The sequence below is a fragment of the Streptomyces sp. NPDC051218 genome (assembly GCF_044455475.1).
Lineage (GTDB): Bacteria > Actinomycetota > Actinomycetes > Streptomycetales > Streptomycetaceae > Streptomyces.
The window spans coordinates 138,843-154,363 of sequence record NZ_JBITEU010000004.1 but is presented as its reverse complement, the minus strand read 5'-3'; the positions used below and the strand labels follow the sequence as shown (position 1 = coordinate 154,363).

Below are 15,521 nucleotides of genomic sequence, written 5' to 3'. Positions count from 1 at the left end.
GGGGCAACTGATGGACGTAGCGGGGCAGTTCGCGAAGCTGTACGGGTACGAGGCGGACGGGGTCTGGTCGGCACCCGGCCGGGTCAACCTCATCGGCGAGTACACGGACTTCAACGAGGGCTTCGTGATGCCGCTCGCGCTGCCGCACACCGCGGTGGCGGCGGTGGCGCGCCGCAGCGACGGCGTCCTGCGCCTGCACTCGGCGGACATCGACGCCCCGGTCGCCGAACTGCGGGTCGACGAGCTGACCCCCCTGTCGAAATACGGCCAGGGCGGGTGGGCCGCCTACCCGGCGGGCGTGGTCTGGGCGCTGCGGGACGCGGGCCACGCGGTCGCCGGGGGCGCGGACATCCACCTCGCGTCGACCGTGCCGACCGGGGCGGGCCTTTCCTCGTCAGCCGCCCTGGAGGTCGTCATGGCGCTCGCCCTGAACGACCTGTACGAACTCGGCCTGACCGGACCTGAGTTGGCGGTCCTGGCCCAGCGCGCGGAGAACGCCTTCGTGGGCGTGCCCTGCGGCGTGATGGACCAGATGGCCTCCGCGTGCGCCACCGAGGGCCACGCCCTGCATCTGGACTGCCGGGACCTGGCGATACGGCAGGTCCCCTTCGACCTCGCCGCGCACGGCCTGCGGCTGCTCGTCGTCGACACCCGGGTCAAGCACGAGCTGGGCGACGGGGCGTACGCGGAACGGCGGGCCGGCTGCGAGGAGGGTGCGCGGCAATTGGGCGTGAGTCACCTCAGGGACGTCCCGTACGCCGAACTCCTCGCCGCCCTGGCGAAACTGACGGACGAGAAGATCCGCCGCTACGTCCGCCACATCGTCTCGGACGACCACCGGGTGGAGCAGGTCATCGGCCTGCTCGACGCGGGGGAGGTGCGGGCGATCGGCCCCGTCCTGACCGAGGGCCACGCCTCACTGCGGGACGATCTGCGCATCTCCTGCGAGGAGTTGGACCTGGTGGTGTCCTGCGCCAACGCGGCCGGCGCGATCGGCGCGCGCATGACGGGCGGCGGCTTCGGCGGCTCGGCGATCGTCCTCGTGGAGGAGGCGGACGCGGAGCCGGTGACGAAGTCGATCCTGGAGGCCTTCACTTCGGCGGGCTTCACTGCCCCGCGGGTGTTCCCGGCGGTCCCTTCGGCGGGGGCGCGCCGGGAGAGGTGACTTCGCCTGCGCCGGGAGGGGGGACCTCCCCCCCCCGGTGCCGGTTGCCCGCCTAACCCCCCAGCCGCTTCGTCAGGGTGAACTCCTTGGCGCCCTCCGGGTAGTCGGGGATCACCGCCACCACCTCGTAACCCTGGCCGCGGTAGAACCCCGGAGCCTGGAAGTCCCACGTCTCCACACGGGAGTTGCGGCAGTCGCGCTCCTCGTGCGCGATGCGTTCGGCCTCGGCGAGCAGTTGGGCGCCGAGGCCGGCTCCCTGGTGCTTCTCGCTGACCCAGAGGTGGTTCACGTGGAGCCAGCGCCCCCACGTGTGCCCGGCGAGACCGCCGACGAGGCCCTCCGTGCGCTCCACGAGCCAGACGGCCAGCGGTATCTCACGATCCTCCACGGTGCCCCGCAGCGCTCGGATCACCGGCGAGGCCCTGGAGTTCGCGTCCTGGAGCCCGGCGAGGAGCAGAGCGAACCGTTCTTTGTCGACTCCTGTCTCAATACGAAACATACGGCTCACCATAAACGCGCTGGCCAGTCAGTTCTGCAAATTACCTTCCGCTCCTGCCGTGCGGCCCTACTCTGAGTGGCAGTGCCGGTGGGGGCCGGCACCGATCAGGGGGCGAGACAGTCGGGTACGACACCCGGCGTGGGGGTGGCAGTCACAGCTCGGCGGCGGCCGTGCGACTGCGGTGACCCCCGTTCCGGGTGTCGTACCCGCACCGTACGTCCTCCGACGTCATTTTTGACGGGGGTATCCCCTGCTCTCCGAGGAGAGCTTGGGGAAGGGGGTTTCAGTGGTTCGTATCCGAGTCCTGGTCGTCGACGACCATCGCATCTTCGCCGAGTCGCTCGCGGCGGCGCTGGCGGCGGAGCCCGACGTCGACGTGTCCGCGGCGGGCAGCGGCCCGGCCGCGCTGCGCTGCCTGGAGCGGGGGATGGCCGAGGGGCGCAGATACGACGTCCTGCTCGTCGACGCCGACCTGGGCGCTTCGGCGAGCGCCGTGCAGGGCGTGCGGCCCGCACCTTCGGTGCAGGAGGGCAACGCGGACGGCCTGGTGGACGGCATATCCCTGGTGGCCGGGGTCCGTTCGGGCCAGCCGATGGTCCGCACGGTCGTGCTCGCCGAGAAGGACGACCCGCGCAGGGCCGCCCTCGCGCTGCAGGCCGGCGCGTCGGGCTGGGTCGCCAAGGACTGCTCGCTCTCCCGGCTCCTTACGGTCATACGGGGCGTGTTGCGGGAGGAGACCCATCTGCCGCCCGCGCTGCTCACCGGCGTCCTGCGTGAGCTGACCGCCGCCCGCAAGCACCGCACGGAATCCGAGCGCCTGGTGGAGTCGCTGACCCCGCGCGAGCGCGAGGTGCTTCGCTGCATGGTGGCCGGCCTGGGCAGGAAGGCCGTGGCCGAGCGGCTCTTCCTCTCCCCGCACACGGTGCGTACGCACATGCAGAACGTGCTGGGGAAGCTGGGCGTCCACTCCACGCTCGCGGCCGTGGCGCTGGCGCGCAGGGCAGGGGTGGGTCCGGTCGACCTAGCCGGGGATGTTGTCGAACGGGGCGGTCAACTGGCGTAGCAGCCCGGCCAGTTCGCCGCGCTGCCCGCGGGAGAGCTCGGCGAGGATCGCCCGCTCCTGCTTGAGGAGTCCGGCGAGGGCCTGGTCCGCCCGGTCCTGCCCTTCCTCGGTCAGCCGCACGAGGACGCCGCGACGGTCGCTGGGATCGGGCAGCCGCTCGACGAGGCCCTTCTTCGCGAGCCGGTCGATGCGGTTGGTCATCGTGCCGGACGTCACCAGGGTCTGGGTCAGGAGCTGTCCGGGGGAGAGCTGATAGGGCGCGCCCGCGCGCCGCAGCGACGTCAGTACGTCGAACTCCCACGGCTCCAGATTGTGCTCGGAGAACGCGAGCCGCCGGGCCCTGTCGAGATGCCGCGCGAGCCTGCTGACACGGCTGAGCACCTCGAGTGGTTCCACGTCGAGGTCGGGGCGCTCCCGGCGCCATGCAGCGACCAGACGGTCGACCTCGTCCTCCATGACGATCAGTGTAGGGGGTCTGTCGACATGAAGTCTCTTGACGTCAAGATACTTTGGGTCGAGGATGGGGTTACGACGTGCGTATGGCGCCGGTACGAAGGCGATGTGACGCCCGTACGACGCGTGCGCGAAGGCAGTACGAAGCCCGTGCGCCCGTACGGTGCCTGCGCGACGGCAGTACGAAGCCCGTACGGTGCCTGCGCGATGGCAGTGCGGCGCCGAGGTCCTTGCCGCGATCCGAGGAGGCTCATTCATGTCCGCAGCCCGCAGCAGCAGCCCCGCCCCCACCTGGGACCCGGGCCAGTACCTGCGCCACTCCGGGCACCGGGCCCGCCCCTTCGTGGACCTGCTGGCCCGCGTCCCCGAACTCCCCGCCACCGGCGGCCGTCCGCCGCGCGTCGCGGACCTGGGCTGCGGGCCCGGCAACGTCACCCGGCTCCTCGCCGAACGCTGGCCGACGGCGCACATCACCGGCTACGACAACTCGCCCCAGATGCTGGAACAGGCGGAGCGCCTCGCGGGCCCCACGGCCGGTGGCGGGCGCCTCGACTTCGCCGCGGTGGACGCCGGTGACTGGGCGCCGCCCGAGGGGACGTACGACCTGATCTTCTCCAACGCGACCCTCCAGTGGGTGCCGGGCCACCCGGACTCCTTCCCCGCCTGGATCGCGGCGCTGACCCCCGGCGGCTCGTTCGCCTTCCAGGTCCCCGGCAACTTCGACGCCCCGAGCCACGTCCTGATGCGGGAGCTGAGCGAGTCCGAGCGGTGGCGGGAGTGGCTCGGCGGGCGGCTGCGCCACGCGGACGCGGTGCTCTCGCCGACGGCCTACCTGGAGCGGCTCGTCCCGCTGGGGTGCGAGGTCGACGCGTGGGAGACGACCTACCTCCACCTCCTGGAGGGGCAGGACCCGGTCCTTGACTGGGTGAAGGGGACGGGCCTGCGGCCGGTGCTCACGGTGCTGGCGGACGACGCGGAGGCGAGGTCGGCGTTCCTCTCCGAGTACGGGGAGCTGCTGCGCAAGGCGTACCCGGCGGGGCCGGGCGGCACGGTCTTCCCCTTCCGCAGGGTGTTCGCGGTGGCCCGGCGGGAGGGCGGGGCCTGATGCTGGTGGCCGTCGACCACGTCCAGCTGGCGGCCCCGCCCGGCAGCGAGCCCGCGCTGCGGGGCTTCTACGGGGACGTGCTCGGCATGGCGGAGATTCCCAAGCCGCCTGCGCTCGCTGGGCGGGGCGGCTGCTGGTTCCTGGCCGGGGCCGTGCAGTTGCACCTCGGCATCGAGGCCGACTTCCGCCCCGCGCGCAAGGCGCACCCAGGGCTGCGGGTACGGAACATCACCGCGTACGCCAACCGCCTCGCCGCCCGGGGCGTCCCCGTCACCTGGGACAACGCCCTGCCGGGCCACCGCCGCTTCTACGCCGACGACCCGGTGGGCAACCGGCTGGAGTTCCTTGAGCGGGGGGTGGGGGCGGGGGGCCCGCCCCAGGACACCTGAACCGCCGCTCCGCGGCGGATGTTTGCTTGTCGGCCGGCTCGCTAGAGCCTCGGCGATCGGGTGGGTGGGTGGGAGAGATCCGCCGCGGAGCGGCGGTCTTGGTGGGGGAGCGCACCGCAGGGCTCCGGGCGAAGCCCTCGCCGGGAGGGAGCCCGCGCCGGGAGGGAGCAGCTCAGCCCCGCCAAGCGCAGCGACCCCGCAGCGTTAACTCTTCCTGTGGCCTATCAGCCGCGGCTTCGGCTCGAGGCCGTCCAGGCCGTGCCAGGCCAGGTTCACCAGGTGCGCCGCCACCTCCGCCTTCTTCGGCTTGCGCACGTCCAGCCACCACTGGCCCGTCAGCGCGACCATGCCCACCAGCGCCTGGGCATAGAGGGGAGCCAGTTTCTGGTCGAAGCCCCGCGTCTTGAACTCCTGGCCCAGGATGTCCTCCACCTGCGTCGCGATGTCCGAGATGAGCGACGCGAACGTGCCGGTCGACTGCGCGACCGGCGAGTCACGGACCAGGATGCGGAAGCCGTCCGTGTACGTCTCGATGTAGTCCAGGAGGGCGAACGCCGCCTGCTCCAGGAGCTCGCGCGGATGCCCCGCCGTCAACGCCCCCGTCACCCCGTCAAGCAGCGCCCGCATCTCACGGTCCACCACCACCGCGTACAGCCCCTCCTTGCCGCCGAAGTGCTCGTACACGACAGGCTTGGAGACCCCGGCCTTCGCCGCGATCTCCTCCACCGACGTGCCCTCGAAGCCCTTGGCGGCGAAGAGCGTGCGGCCGATGTCCAGCAACTGCTCCCGGCGCTCGGCACCCGTCATCCGGGTCCGGCGCGCACGCCGGGGCTGCTTCTCTTTGCTGGAGGGGCTGGAATTGCTGGAGTCGGTCGCCACGTCGTCAATCATGCCGGGCCGACGGTGGTCTGCTTCCGGCGGGAGTCGATACGGGACTCCGAGGGCCAGCGCACATCCGTCGCCCACCCCAGCTGCTCGCACCAGCGGATGATCCGGGCCGACGAGTCGATCTGGCCCTTGAGCACACCGTGCCGCGCCGACGTCGGATCGGCATGGTGGAGGTTGTGCCAGGACTCACCGCAGGACAGGACCGCGAGCCACCACACGTTGCCCGAACGGTCACGCGACTTGAAGGGACGCTTGCCCACCGCGTGGCAGATCGAGTTGATCGACCACGTCACGTGGTGCAGCAGCGCGACCCGCACCAACGACCCCCAGAAGAACGCCGTGAAAGCGCCCCACCACGACATCGTCACCAGGCCACCGACCAGCGGCGGGATCGCAAGGGAAACGATCGTCCAGAGGAGGAACTGGCGGGAGATCCGGCGCAGCGCCGGGTCCTTGATCAGGTCCGGGGCGTACTTCTCCTGCGACGTCTGCTCCTCATCGAACATCCAGCCGATGTGCGCCCACCACAGGCCCTTCATCAGAGCCGGCAGCGTCTCGCCGAAGCGCCACGGGGAGTGCGGGTCGCCCTCCGCGTCGGAGAACTTGTGATGCTTGCGGTGGTCCGCCACCCAGCGCACCAGCGGACCCTCCACCGCCATCGACCCCGCCACGGCCAGCGCGATCCGCAGCGGACGCTTCGCCTTGAAGGAGCCATGCGTGAAGTAGCGGTGGAAGCCGATGGTGATGCCGTGGCAGCCCAGGTAGTACATGAACACCAGCAGGCCGAGATCCAGCCAGCTCACGCCCCAGCCCCAGGCCAGCGGCACCGCCGCGACCAGGGCGAGGAACGGGACGGTGATGAAGAGCAGCAGCGCGAGCTGCTCCACGGACCGCTTCTGCTCACCGCCCAGCGTCGCGGAGGGGGCGGAGGAGAGTGAAGCGTCTTCGATCACATCGGTGTCGGAATACGCATCGGAAGATGTGGTCATGGGCACGTCCCCTGTGGGGTCGAGGGTTGAGGGTCACGGCGCGCGTGCGGCGGGCACACGATCACGGGACCCGCGCTATCTACGGTCCCGTAACCTACGGCGACGTAAGTATGGCAGCGCGGAACCCGGCGGTAAGAGGCCGCGAGTCCGTGCCGCAATGTGACACCTATCCTTGGAAACGGTCGGACAGCGCGGTCCGCTCTCTCTAGTTCCCCCGGAACACGGATTCATATCCGACCGGGGCCCCTCCCAGACCTGACGTGCTTCAACACTGCAAGGAGCCGCACCTGTGAGCAGTGCCGACGACCAGACCACCACAGCCAGCACCGAGCTGCGCGCCGACATCCGCCGACTCGGCGATCTGCTGGGCGAGACCCTCGTACGTCAGGAGGGCTCAGAGCTCCTCGAACTGGTCGAGAAGGTCCGCCGCCTGACCCGTGAGGACGGCGAGGCCGCCGCGCGCCTGCTCGGTGGCACCGAACTGGAGACCGCGGCCAAGCTGGTCCGCGCCTTCTCCACGTACTTCCACCTGGCGAACGTGACCGAGCAGGTCCACCGCGGACGCGAGCTGCGCGCCCGCCGAGCCGCCGAGGGCGGACTCCTGTCCCGCACCGCGGACCGGCTCAAGGACGCCGACCCCGAGCACCTGCGCCAGACCGTGCAGCACCTGAACGTGCGCCCCGTCTTCACCGCGCACCCCACCGAGGCCGCCCGCCGCTCCGTACTCAACAAGCTGCGCCGCATCGCCGAGCTCCTGGAGACCCCGGTCATCGAGTCCGACCGGCGCCGCCACGACACCCGCCTGGCCGAGAGCATCGACCTGGTGTGGCAGACCGACGAACTGCGCGTCGTGCGTCCCGAACCCGCGGACGAGGCCCGTAACGCCATCTACTACCTGGACGAGCTGCACGCCGGCGCCGTCGGGGACGTACTGGAGGACCTCACCGCCGAGCTGGAGCGCGTCGGCGTCCAGCTGCCCGAGGGCACCCGGCCGCTCACCTTCGGCACCTGGATCGGCGGCGACCGCGACGGCAACCCGAACGTGACGCCCGCCGTCACCTGGGACGTCCTGATCCTCCAGCACGAGCACGGCATCAACGACGCCCTCGCCCTCGTCGACGAGCTGCGCGGCTTCCTCTCCAACTCCATCCGCTACACCGGAGCCACCGAAGAGCTGAAGTCGTCCCTCCAGCTCGACCTGGAGCGGCTGCCCGAGATCAGCCCCCGCTACAAGCGGCTGAACGCCGAGGAGCCCTACCGCCTCAAGGCCACCTGCATCCGGCAGAAGCTGGAGAACACCAAGGAGCGCCTGGCCCGCGGCACGGCCCACGTGGACGGCCGCGACTACCTCGGCACCGGTGAGCTGATCCACGACCTCACCCTGGTCCAGACGTCGCTGCGCGCGCACAAGGGCGCCCTGTTCGCCGACGGCCGGATGAACCGCACGATCCGTACGCTCGCCGCGTTCGGCCTCCAGCTCGCCACCATGGACGTACGGGAGCACGCCGACGCCCACCACCACGCGCTCGGCCAGCTCTTCGACCGCCTGGGCGAGGAGTCCTGGCGCTACGTGGACATGCCGCGCGAGTACCGGCAGAAGCTGCTCGCCAAGGAGCTGCGCTCCCGCAGGCCGCTCGGCCCGCAGCCGGCCCCGCTGGACGCCGCCGGTGAGAAGACCCTCGGCGTCTTCCTCACCGTCAAGAAGGCCCTGCAGGTCTTCGGACCCGAGGTCATCGAGTCCTACATCATCTCGATGTGCCAGGGCGCGGACGACGTGTTCGCCGCGGCCGTCCTCGCGCGCGAGGCCGGGCTCATCGACCTGCACGCCGGCTGGGCGAAGATCGGCATCGTGCCGCTCCTGGAGACGACGGACGAGCTGCGCGCCGCCGACGTCATCCTCGACGAGATGCTCGCCGACCCCTCCTACCGCAGGCTCGTCGCGCTGCGGGGCGACGTCCAGGAGGTCATGCTCGGCTACTCGGACTCCTCCAAGTTCGGCGGCATCACCACCTCGCAGTGGGAGATCCACCGGGCCCAGCGCAGGCTCCGTGACGTCGCGCACCGCTACGGCGTGCGCCTGCGGCTCTTCCACGGCCGCGGTGGCACCGTCGGCCGTGGCGGCGGCCCCTCGCACGACGCGATCCTCGCGCAGCCGTGGGGCACGCTGGAGGGCGAGATCAAGGTGACCGAGCAGGGCGAGGTCATCTCCGACAAGTACCTGGTGCCGTCCCTGGCCAGGGAGAACCTCGAACTGACGGTCGCCGCGACGCTGCAGGCCTCCGCCCTGCACACGGCTCCCCGCCAGTCGGACGAGGCGCTCGCCCGCTGGGACGCGGCGATGGACGTCGTCTCGGACGCGGCCCACACCGCCTACCGCAAGCTCGTCGAGGACCCGGACCTGCCGACGTACTTCCTCGCGTCGACGCCGGTGGACCAGCTCGCCGAGCTCCACTTGGGCTCGCGGCCCTCCCGCCGCCCCGGCTCGGGCGTCTCCCTCGACGGCCTGCGCGCCATCCCGTGGGTCTTCGGCTGGACGCAGTCGCGGCAGATCGTGCCGGGCTGGTTCGGGGTCGGATCGGGTCTCAAGGCGCTGCGGGAAGCCGGTCTGGACGCTGTCCTCGGCGAGATGCACGAGCACTGGCACTTCTTCCGCAACTTCCTCTCGAACGTCGAGATGACGCTCGCGAAGACGGACCTGCGGATCGCCCGCCACTATGTGGACACGCTCGTCCCCGACGAGCTGAAGCACGTCTTCGACGTGATCGAGGCCGAGCACGCGCTGACGGTCCAGGAAGTCCTGCGGATCACCGGCGGCGAGGAACTGCTCGGCTCCCAGCCGGAGCTCCAGCAGACCTTCGGCATCCGTGACGCGTACCTGGACCCGATCTCGTACCTCCAGGTCGCCCTCCTGAAGCGCCAGCGGGACGCGGCAGCCGCGGGCGAGGACCCGGACCCCTTGCTGGGCCGAGCCCTTCTCCTCACGGTCAACGGCGTGGCCGCGGGCCTGCGCAACACCGGCTGATTTCTCCTGGCGGGGGCGCCTTGCTCGACTCGCTGGGCGCCCCTGTCCCGCCGCTTCGCGGCGGACGTCTCCCGCCCACCCACCCGTTCACCCGGCATCGAGCCGGAACCGAACCCGGTGGCCCGCCGCTTCACGCGACGGATGCTCCGCACGCACCTGCCCGATTGCCCCGCGTCGGCTCAGAACGCCAGCGTGGCGAAGGACGCCGTCAAGAGGGCCGTGCCCGCCAACGCCAGGGACCATGCCGTGCGGGGCAGGCGCAGACCCCCCGCCACCACCACCGAGGCCAGCAGCAGCGCGCCGCCCAGCGGCAGCCACGCGTGGAGGAACCCGGGGCCACCCGTGCGGACGACCTCGTCGGTGCCGGGCTTCACGGCCACCGGGATTCGCGACCCCTTCTTCTCCGCGATCGAGCGGTCGATCACGACCTTCTCGCGTGAGGGGAAACCGGCGGTCGAGGAGACGTAGGACCCGAAGCAGTCGTCGGAGGAGCACCGCGTCACCCGCATCGTGCCCCGCTCACGGTCGTCGGTGAGCATCACGTGCTGCGCCGTGCCCCAGGACGCCCAGAAACCCGCGACGAGCAACAGCACCGCGAGCGCGCCCATCGCCGTCCGGCGGAGGAGAAGCAGCGCGTTCATGGCGGCGATCCTTGGCCATGGGCATGCGCTCAGTCAACCGTCCCGGGGCACCGCTCAGGAGTTGTACGAACTCTGCGCCCGCTCAAGGCCCTCGATCACCAGAGCCTCCGCGGCATCCGCGGCCCGGTCCACGAAGTAACCGAGCTCCTTGCGCTCCGCCGACCCGAAGTCCTTCAGGACGAAGTCCGCCACCTGCATCCGCCCCGGCGGACGCCCGATCCCGAACCGCACCCGGTGGTAGTCCGGGCCCATCGCCTTCGTCATCGACTTCAGACCGTTGTGGCCGTTGTCGCCGCCACCCAGCTTCAGCCGCAGCGTCCCGTAATCGATGTCCAGCTCGTCGTGGACCGCCACGATGTTCGCCGTCGGGACCTTGTAGAAATCACGCAGCGCCGTCACCGGACCACCCGACACGTTCATGTACGACATCGGCTTCGCCAGGACCACCCGGCGGCTCCCCGGACCCGCGGGACCGATCCGGCCCTCCAACACCTGCGCCTGCGCACGCCCGCTGCGCTTGAACGAGCCACCGATCCGCTCCGCGAGCAGATCGGCCACCATGAAGCCCACGTTGTGCCGGTTCATGGCGTACCCAGGGCCTGGATTGCCCAGACCCACGATCAGCCAGGGCGCGCCGGGGTCCGTCGTCATCTGCATGTCTCCTTCATAGCCCAACCGCCGCCCCGCGCAGGAGCGCGGAGCGGCGGTTGGCAGAGTCGAACTCGGTCGAACTCAGTCGAGCTCAAGCGAACGCTGTCGAGGCTCAGGCCTCGGCGGCTTCACCCTCACCCTCGGTCTCGGCAGCGGCCTCCTCGGCCTGCGCGGCCAGGACCTGCAGGACGACGGTGTCCTCGTCGACGGCCAGGGTCGTGCCCTTGGGCAGCGTGATGTCCTTGGCGAGGACGGTCGCACCGGCCTCGAGACCGGCGATGGAGACGGTGACCGACTCCGGGATGTGCGTGGCCTCGGCCTCGACGGGCAGCGCGTTCAGCACGTGCTCGAGCAGGTTGCCACCCGGGGCGAGCTCACCCTCGGTGTGGACGTAGATGTCGACGTTGACCTTCTCGCCCTTGCGGACAAGGAGGAGGTCGACGTGCTCGAGGATGCCGATGCGCACGGCGTCACGCTGCACGGCCTTCGGGATGACCAGCTGGCTCTTGCCGTCGATGTCCAGGTTGATCAGGACGTTCGGGGTCTTGAGCGCCATCAGCGTGCCGTGGTGCGGCAGCGTGATGTGCATCGGGTCGGCACCGTGGCCGTAGACAACGGCGGGCAGCTTGTCGGCGCGACGCAGACGGCGGGCGGCACCCTTGCCGAACTCGCTGCGGACCTCGGCGGAGATCTTCACCTCGGACATGTGCACTCCTCGTATAAAAAGCGGTGACGGAACAGAATCGGTCACCCGGCCACGACTTACTGGCCTGCTACGAAGAGCGCGTCGATAACGGACCGCCGTACTGCAATGAGTACGGCCTCCCTCGCCGAGCAACTCCGTGAGTCTACCCGGCGGGGAGGCCGCCCCAGAAATCGATCTTCAGTGAGCCCGCGGCGGTTACGCCTGCTCGTCGAAGAGGCTCGTCACCGAACCGTCCTCGAAGACCTCACGCACCGCGTTCGCGATGGTCGGCGCGATCGAGAGCACCGTGATCTTGTCGAGCTCCAGGTCGCCCGGGTCGGGCAGCGTGTCCGTGAACACGAACTCGCTCACCTTGGAGTTCTTCAGACGGTCCGCGGCCGGACCGGACAGCACACCGTGCGTCGCCGTCACGATGACGTCCTCCGCACCGTGCGCGAACAACGCGTCGGCGGCGGCACAGATCGTGCCACCCGTGTCGATCATGTCGTCGACCAGCACACAGACGCGGCCCTCCACGTCACCGACGACCTCGTGCACGGTGACCTGATTGGCGACGTCCTTGTCACGACGCTTGTGCACGATCGCGAGCGGCGCACCCAGACGGTCGCACCAGCGGTCGGCGACCCGCACGCGGCCGGCGTCGGGGGAGACCACGGTCAGCTTCGAACGGTCGACCTTCGCGCCCACGTAGTCCGCGAGGACCGGCAGCGCGAAGAGGTGGTCGACCGGGCCGTCGAAGAAGCCCTGGATCTGGTCCGTGTGCAGGTCGACCGTGAGGATACGGTCCGCGCCCGCCGTCTTCATCAGGTCCGCCACCATGCGGGCCGAGATCGGCTCACGGCCGCGATGCTTCTTGTCCTGACGCGCGTACCCGTAGAACGGCACGATCACGGTGATGGAGCGCGCCGACGCGCGCTTCAGCGCGTCGATCATGATCAACTGCTCCATGATCCACTTGTTGATCGGAGCCGTGTGGCTCTGGATCAAGAAGCAGTCCGCACCACGAGCCGACTCCTGATACCGCACATAGATCTCACCGTTGGCGAAATCGAAAGCCTTCGTCGGCACGATGCCGACACCCAGCTTGTGTGCGACCTCCTCGGCCAACTCGGGGTGGGCGCGGCCGGAGAAGAGCATCAACTTCTTCTCGCCGGTCGTCTTGATCCCGGTCACAGCACTAGTCTCCTCAGACGAGTTCTTCCCGCTGCCGTCCTCACACGCCTCGGAAAAAACACAGTCCGATGCGCTGAGCGGCCGAAATGGTGTGCATCTATCACGGTACGCCGTGTCCGACGCACCTGTTTCCGGTCAGCTTCCGCTTGCCGGAATCCCGGGCTCCCCGGACGACGCCTCCGCCGCCCTCGCAGCCGCACTGCCCGGACGCTTACGCGCCACCCAACCCTCGATATTCCGCTGCTGCCCACGGGCAACGGCCAGCGAACCCGCCGGAACATCCTTCGTGATGACCGAACCCGCCGCCGTATAAGCACCGTCCCCAACAGTGACAGGAGCCACAAACATGTTGTCCGAACCGGTCTTGCAGTGCGACCCCACCGTCGTGTGGTGCTTCGCCTCACCGTCGTAATTCACAAACACGCTCGCAGCACCGATGTTGGTGAAATCACCGATCGTCGCATCACCCACGTACGACAGATGCGGCACCTTCGTACCCTCACCGATGTTCGAGTTCTTCATCTCCACGAACGTGCCGGCCTTCGACTTCACACCGAGCCGGGTACCCGGCCGCAGATACGCGTACGGACCGACACTCGCCTGCTCCCCGACCTCCGAGTCGTACGCCACCGTGTTGTCCACCCGCGCACCCGCACCGACCCTGGTGTTCGTCAGACGGGTGTTGGGCCCCACCTCCGAACCCTCGCCCAGATGCGTGGCACCGTGCAGCTGCGTGCCGGGATGCACCAGCGCGTCCTGCTCGTACGTCACCGTCGCGTCGATCCACGTCGACGCCGGATCCACCACCGTCACACCCGCCAGCATCGCCTCGGTGAGCAGCCGGTCGTTCAAAGTACGGCGGGCCTGCGCCAGTTGCACACGGTTGTTGATCCCCGCGATCTCCTCGTGATCACCGGTGACGGCCGCACCCACACGATGCCCCGCCTCCCGCAGGATCCCCAGGACATCGGTCAGGTACTCCTCGCCCTGACTGTTGTCCGTACGCACCTTGCCCAGCGCCTTCGCGAGCAACTGCCCGTCGAACGCGAACACACCGGAGTTGATCTCACGGATCAGACGCTGCTTCTCGGTCGCGTCCTTGTGCTCCACGATCCCGGTCACCGCGCCGCTCTCGCCGTCCCGCACGATCCGCCCGTAACCGGTCGCGTCCGGGACCTCGGCGGTCAGCACGGTGACGGCGTTGCCGTCACCGGTGTGCGTCTCGGCCAGCTTCCGCAGAGTCGCACCGGTCAGCAGCGGAGTATCACCGCACACGACGATGACGGTCCCGTCCACGGAACCGCCGAGCTCGTCCAGGCCGATACGGACGGCGTGGCCGGTGCCCTTCTGCTCGCTCTGATAGGCGGTGCGTACGTCGGGGGCGACGGCGGAGAGATGACCGACGACCTGTTCGCGGGCGAACCCGACGACGGTGACGAGCCGCTCCGGGCTCAGCGCGTACGCGGCCTCGAGGACGTGCCCGATGAGGGAACGTCCGCAGATCTCGTGCAGAACCTTGGGGGTGGCCGACTTCATACGGGTGCCCTCACCCGCTGCGAGGACGACGACGGCTGCCGGGCAGTTGGCGCTCACGGGGATGCCCTTCGGCTTCGGATGTGCGGGGATTGGACATCCGCAGGATACCGGGGGGATGGGGGGCGGAAATGAGGGCGGGTCCTGACCGTGCGGTCAGGACCCGAAAGTTGGCTCCCCCGCCAGGGCTCGAACCTGGAATACGGCAGTCAAAGTGCCGGGTGTTGCCAATTACACCACAGGGGATGGCAGACGCAGCCTACGCGTTCAGACGCTCGGCCTCCACCACCATGCCAGACCACCAGCCCTCGATGCGACGGTACAAATCGGCTCCTTGCCTGACTCGTACGACCAGGCAACCCCGGTAGTTTTCGCCTACGTTCTTCCGGACAGTCCTCGGGTTGTGCTTCTTGATCGTCGTGCTCTGGAACGAAGAAGCGTCGACACCGACGAGGTCGGCCCAGTACTGCTCGGCGCCCTCTACGTCTGCCGTCATGTGGATCATGACCCGGTACTGCAGGCGCTCGGGCACGACATCGAGCAGTCTCAGCCAGGCCAGGTAGAGCTGGATGACGCCTGGGTCACTGTTGACGAAAGTGACGCTTTCGCGACGGTCGTAAGGCTTGTCCTTTGTGCCTTCCGCCCAGTACAGAGCGACTCCGGCCATCATGAGCTCGCGCTCCGACATGTTCGCCATCTGCTGGCGCGCGGCCTCCTTCACACGCTGCCGCTCCTCGTCCCGCACCGCCAACTCGTGCTCCCACCGCTTCCGTGCCGCCAGCTTCGCCTGCTCCGATGGGTCCCGCCGCTCGGGTTTGGGCAGATCCCGTACCCACAGTGAGATCGAACTCTTCGAGCAGCCCAGCTCGACCTGGATCTGGTCGTACGTGAGTCCCTGGACCCGCAGCTCCCGCGCCCGCGCCCTCAGGTCGTCCTTCGCGTTCGGGCGCTTCGTCCACTCCGGAGGGGGCTCGCCCTCCAGGAGGCGGTTCAGGAGGTCGTTGTTGTCGACGTGCAGTCGGTCGCGGATCTGGCGGCGGCTCAACCCCTCCCGCCGCAGCGCGACCGCCCGCTCCCGCAACCCCTCGAAGTCGGCGTACTTGCTCGTGATCTCTGTCATGCGGCAACACTCGTCCGGAATGCGAACGTCCGGTCGGAAAGGGGAAGCGATTCAACAGTTCGAGGGATTTCTGGCCGTTTCGTTTTGCATCGAACAGCGCGTGCGTTCGATCACGGAGCCGGAA

At 69.4% G+C, this 15,521-nt stretch carries 15 protein-coding genes and 1 tRNA gene; 5 read left to right on the top strand and 11 right to left on the bottom strand.

Annotated features, from left to right (window positions below; genetic code table 11):
• Positions 1–10 precede the first annotated feature (10 nt).
• Positions 11–1,165, top strand: a complete 1,155-nt coding sequence (gene galK / locus ACIBCK_RS14275) for a galactokinase (RefSeq protein ID WP_399390006.1) — start codon at positions 11–13, stop codon at positions 1,163–1,165.
• 52 nt (positions 1,166–1,217) lie between these two features.
• Here galK and ACIBCK_RS14270 read toward each other — a convergent pair whose 3' ends face one another.
• Positions 1,218–1,676 (bottom strand): GNAT family N-acetyltransferase, encoded by a 459-nt coding sequence (locus tag ACIBCK_RS14270; RefSeq protein ID WP_399390004.1) that lies wholly within the window; start codon positions 1,674–1,676, stop codon positions 1,218–1,220.
• Between the two features lie 274 nt (positions 1,677–1,950).
• Between ACIBCK_RS14270 and ACIBCK_RS14265 the strand changes: the two genes are divergently transcribed.
• Positions 1,951–2,727: a LuxR C-terminal-related transcriptional regulator gene (locus ACIBCK_RS14265; protein WP_399390003.1), complete on the top strand. Its 777-nt coding sequence runs from the start codon at positions 1,951–1,953 to the stop codon at positions 2,725–2,727.
• On the opposite strand, the gene ACIBCK_RS14260 is transcribed toward ACIBCK_RS14265, so the two are convergent.
• Positions 2,686–3,183, bottom strand: coding sequence for a MarR family winged helix-turn-helix transcriptional regulator (locus ACIBCK_RS14260; RefSeq protein ID WP_160505514.1), 498 nt, complete (start codon positions 3,181–3,183; stop codon positions 2,686–2,688). The genes ACIBCK_RS14265 and ACIBCK_RS14260 overlap by 42 nt on opposite strands.
• A gap of 253 nt (positions 3,184–3,436) precedes the next feature.
• On the opposite strand from ACIBCK_RS14260, the gene ACIBCK_RS14255 reads away from it, so the two are divergent.
• Positions 3,437–4,285, top strand: coding sequence for a trans-aconitate 2-methyltransferase (locus tag ACIBCK_RS14255; protein ID WP_399390002.1), 849 nt, complete (start codon positions 3,437–3,439; stop codon positions 4,283–4,285).
• Positions 4,285–4,674, top strand: coding sequence for a VOC family protein (locus tag ACIBCK_RS14250; protein ID WP_399390000.1), 390 nt, complete (start codon positions 4,285–4,287; stop codon positions 4,672–4,674). The genes ACIBCK_RS14255 and ACIBCK_RS14250 overlap by 1 nt, the downstream gene beginning before the upstream one ends.
• A gap of 204 nt (positions 4,675–4,878) precedes the next feature.
• Here the strand turns inward: ACIBCK_RS14250 and ACIBCK_RS14245 are convergent, their stop codons facing one another.
• Both ACIBCK_RS14245 and ACIBCK_RS14240 read right to left on the bottom strand, forming a co-directional pair.
• Positions 4,879–5,565 carry a TetR/AcrR family transcriptional regulator gene (locus tag ACIBCK_RS14245; protein ID WP_363211715.1) on the bottom strand — a complete coding sequence of 229 codons (687 nt, stop codon included), beginning with the start codon at positions 5,563–5,565 and terminating at the stop codon, positions 4,879–4,881.
• Positions 5,562–6,551, bottom strand: coding sequence for an acyl-CoA desaturase (locus ACIBCK_RS14240; protein ID WP_399389999.1), 990 nt, complete (start codon positions 6,549–6,551; stop codon positions 5,562–5,564). The genes ACIBCK_RS14245 and ACIBCK_RS14240 overlap by 4 nt, the downstream gene beginning before the upstream one ends.
• 289 nt (positions 6,552–6,840) lie before the next feature.
• Here ACIBCK_RS14240 and ppc point away from each other — a divergent pair, with 289 nt between their 5' ends.
• Positions 6,841–9,573, top strand: a complete 2,733-nt coding sequence (gene ppc / locus ACIBCK_RS14235) for a phosphoenolpyruvate carboxylase (RefSeq protein WP_399389997.1) — start codon at positions 6,841–6,843, stop codon at positions 9,571–9,573.
• A gap of 179 nt (positions 9,574–9,752) precedes the next feature.
• Here ppc and ACIBCK_RS14230 read toward each other — a convergent pair whose 3' ends face one another.
• The 7 genes from ACIBCK_RS14230 to ACIBCK_RS14200 all read right to left on the bottom strand — a co-directional run bounded on the left by ACIBCK_RS14230 (position 9,753) and on the right by ACIBCK_RS14200 (position 15,397).
• Positions 9,753–10,214, bottom strand: a complete 462-nt coding sequence (locus tag ACIBCK_RS14230) for a hypothetical protein (RefSeq protein ID WP_399389995.1) — start codon at positions 10,212–10,214, stop codon at positions 9,753–9,755.
• Between the two features lie 54 nt (positions 10,215–10,268).
• Positions 10,269–10,871, bottom strand: coding sequence for an aminoacyl-tRNA hydrolase (pth, locus tag ACIBCK_RS14225; protein WP_399389993.1), 603 nt, complete (start codon positions 10,869–10,871; stop codon positions 10,269–10,271).
• 106 nt (positions 10,872–10,977) lie between these two features.
• Positions 10,978–11,571: a 50S ribosomal protein L25/general stress protein Ctc gene (locus ACIBCK_RS14220; protein ID WP_399389992.1), complete on the bottom strand. Its 594-nt coding sequence runs from the start codon at positions 11,569–11,571 to the stop codon at positions 10,978–10,980.
• A gap of 195 nt (positions 11,572–11,766) precedes the next feature.
• Complete coding sequence (locus ACIBCK_RS14215) at positions 11,767–12,744, bottom strand: ribose-phosphate diphosphokinase (RefSeq protein ID WP_365821264.1); 978 nt, start codon at positions 12,742–12,744, stop codon at positions 11,767–11,769.
• Between the two features lie 135 nt (positions 12,745–12,879).
• Positions 12,880–14,337 (bottom strand): bifunctional UDP-N-acetylglucosamine diphosphorylase/glucosamine-1-phosphate N-acetyltransferase GlmU, encoded by a 1,458-nt coding sequence (gene glmU, locus ACIBCK_RS14210; protein WP_399389990.1) that lies wholly within the window; start codon positions 14,335–14,337, stop codon positions 12,880–12,882.
• Between the two features lie 111 nt (positions 14,338–14,448).
• Positions 14,449–14,523, bottom strand: a tRNA-Gln gene (locus ACIBCK_RS14205).
• Positions 14,524–14,536: 13 nt separating this feature from the next.
• A complete protein-coding gene (locus tag ACIBCK_RS14200; protein WP_399389988.1) occupies positions 14,537–15,397 on the bottom strand; it encodes a hypothetical protein in 861 nt (286 codons plus the stop codon).
• Positions 15,398–15,521: the final 124 nt, after the last annotated feature.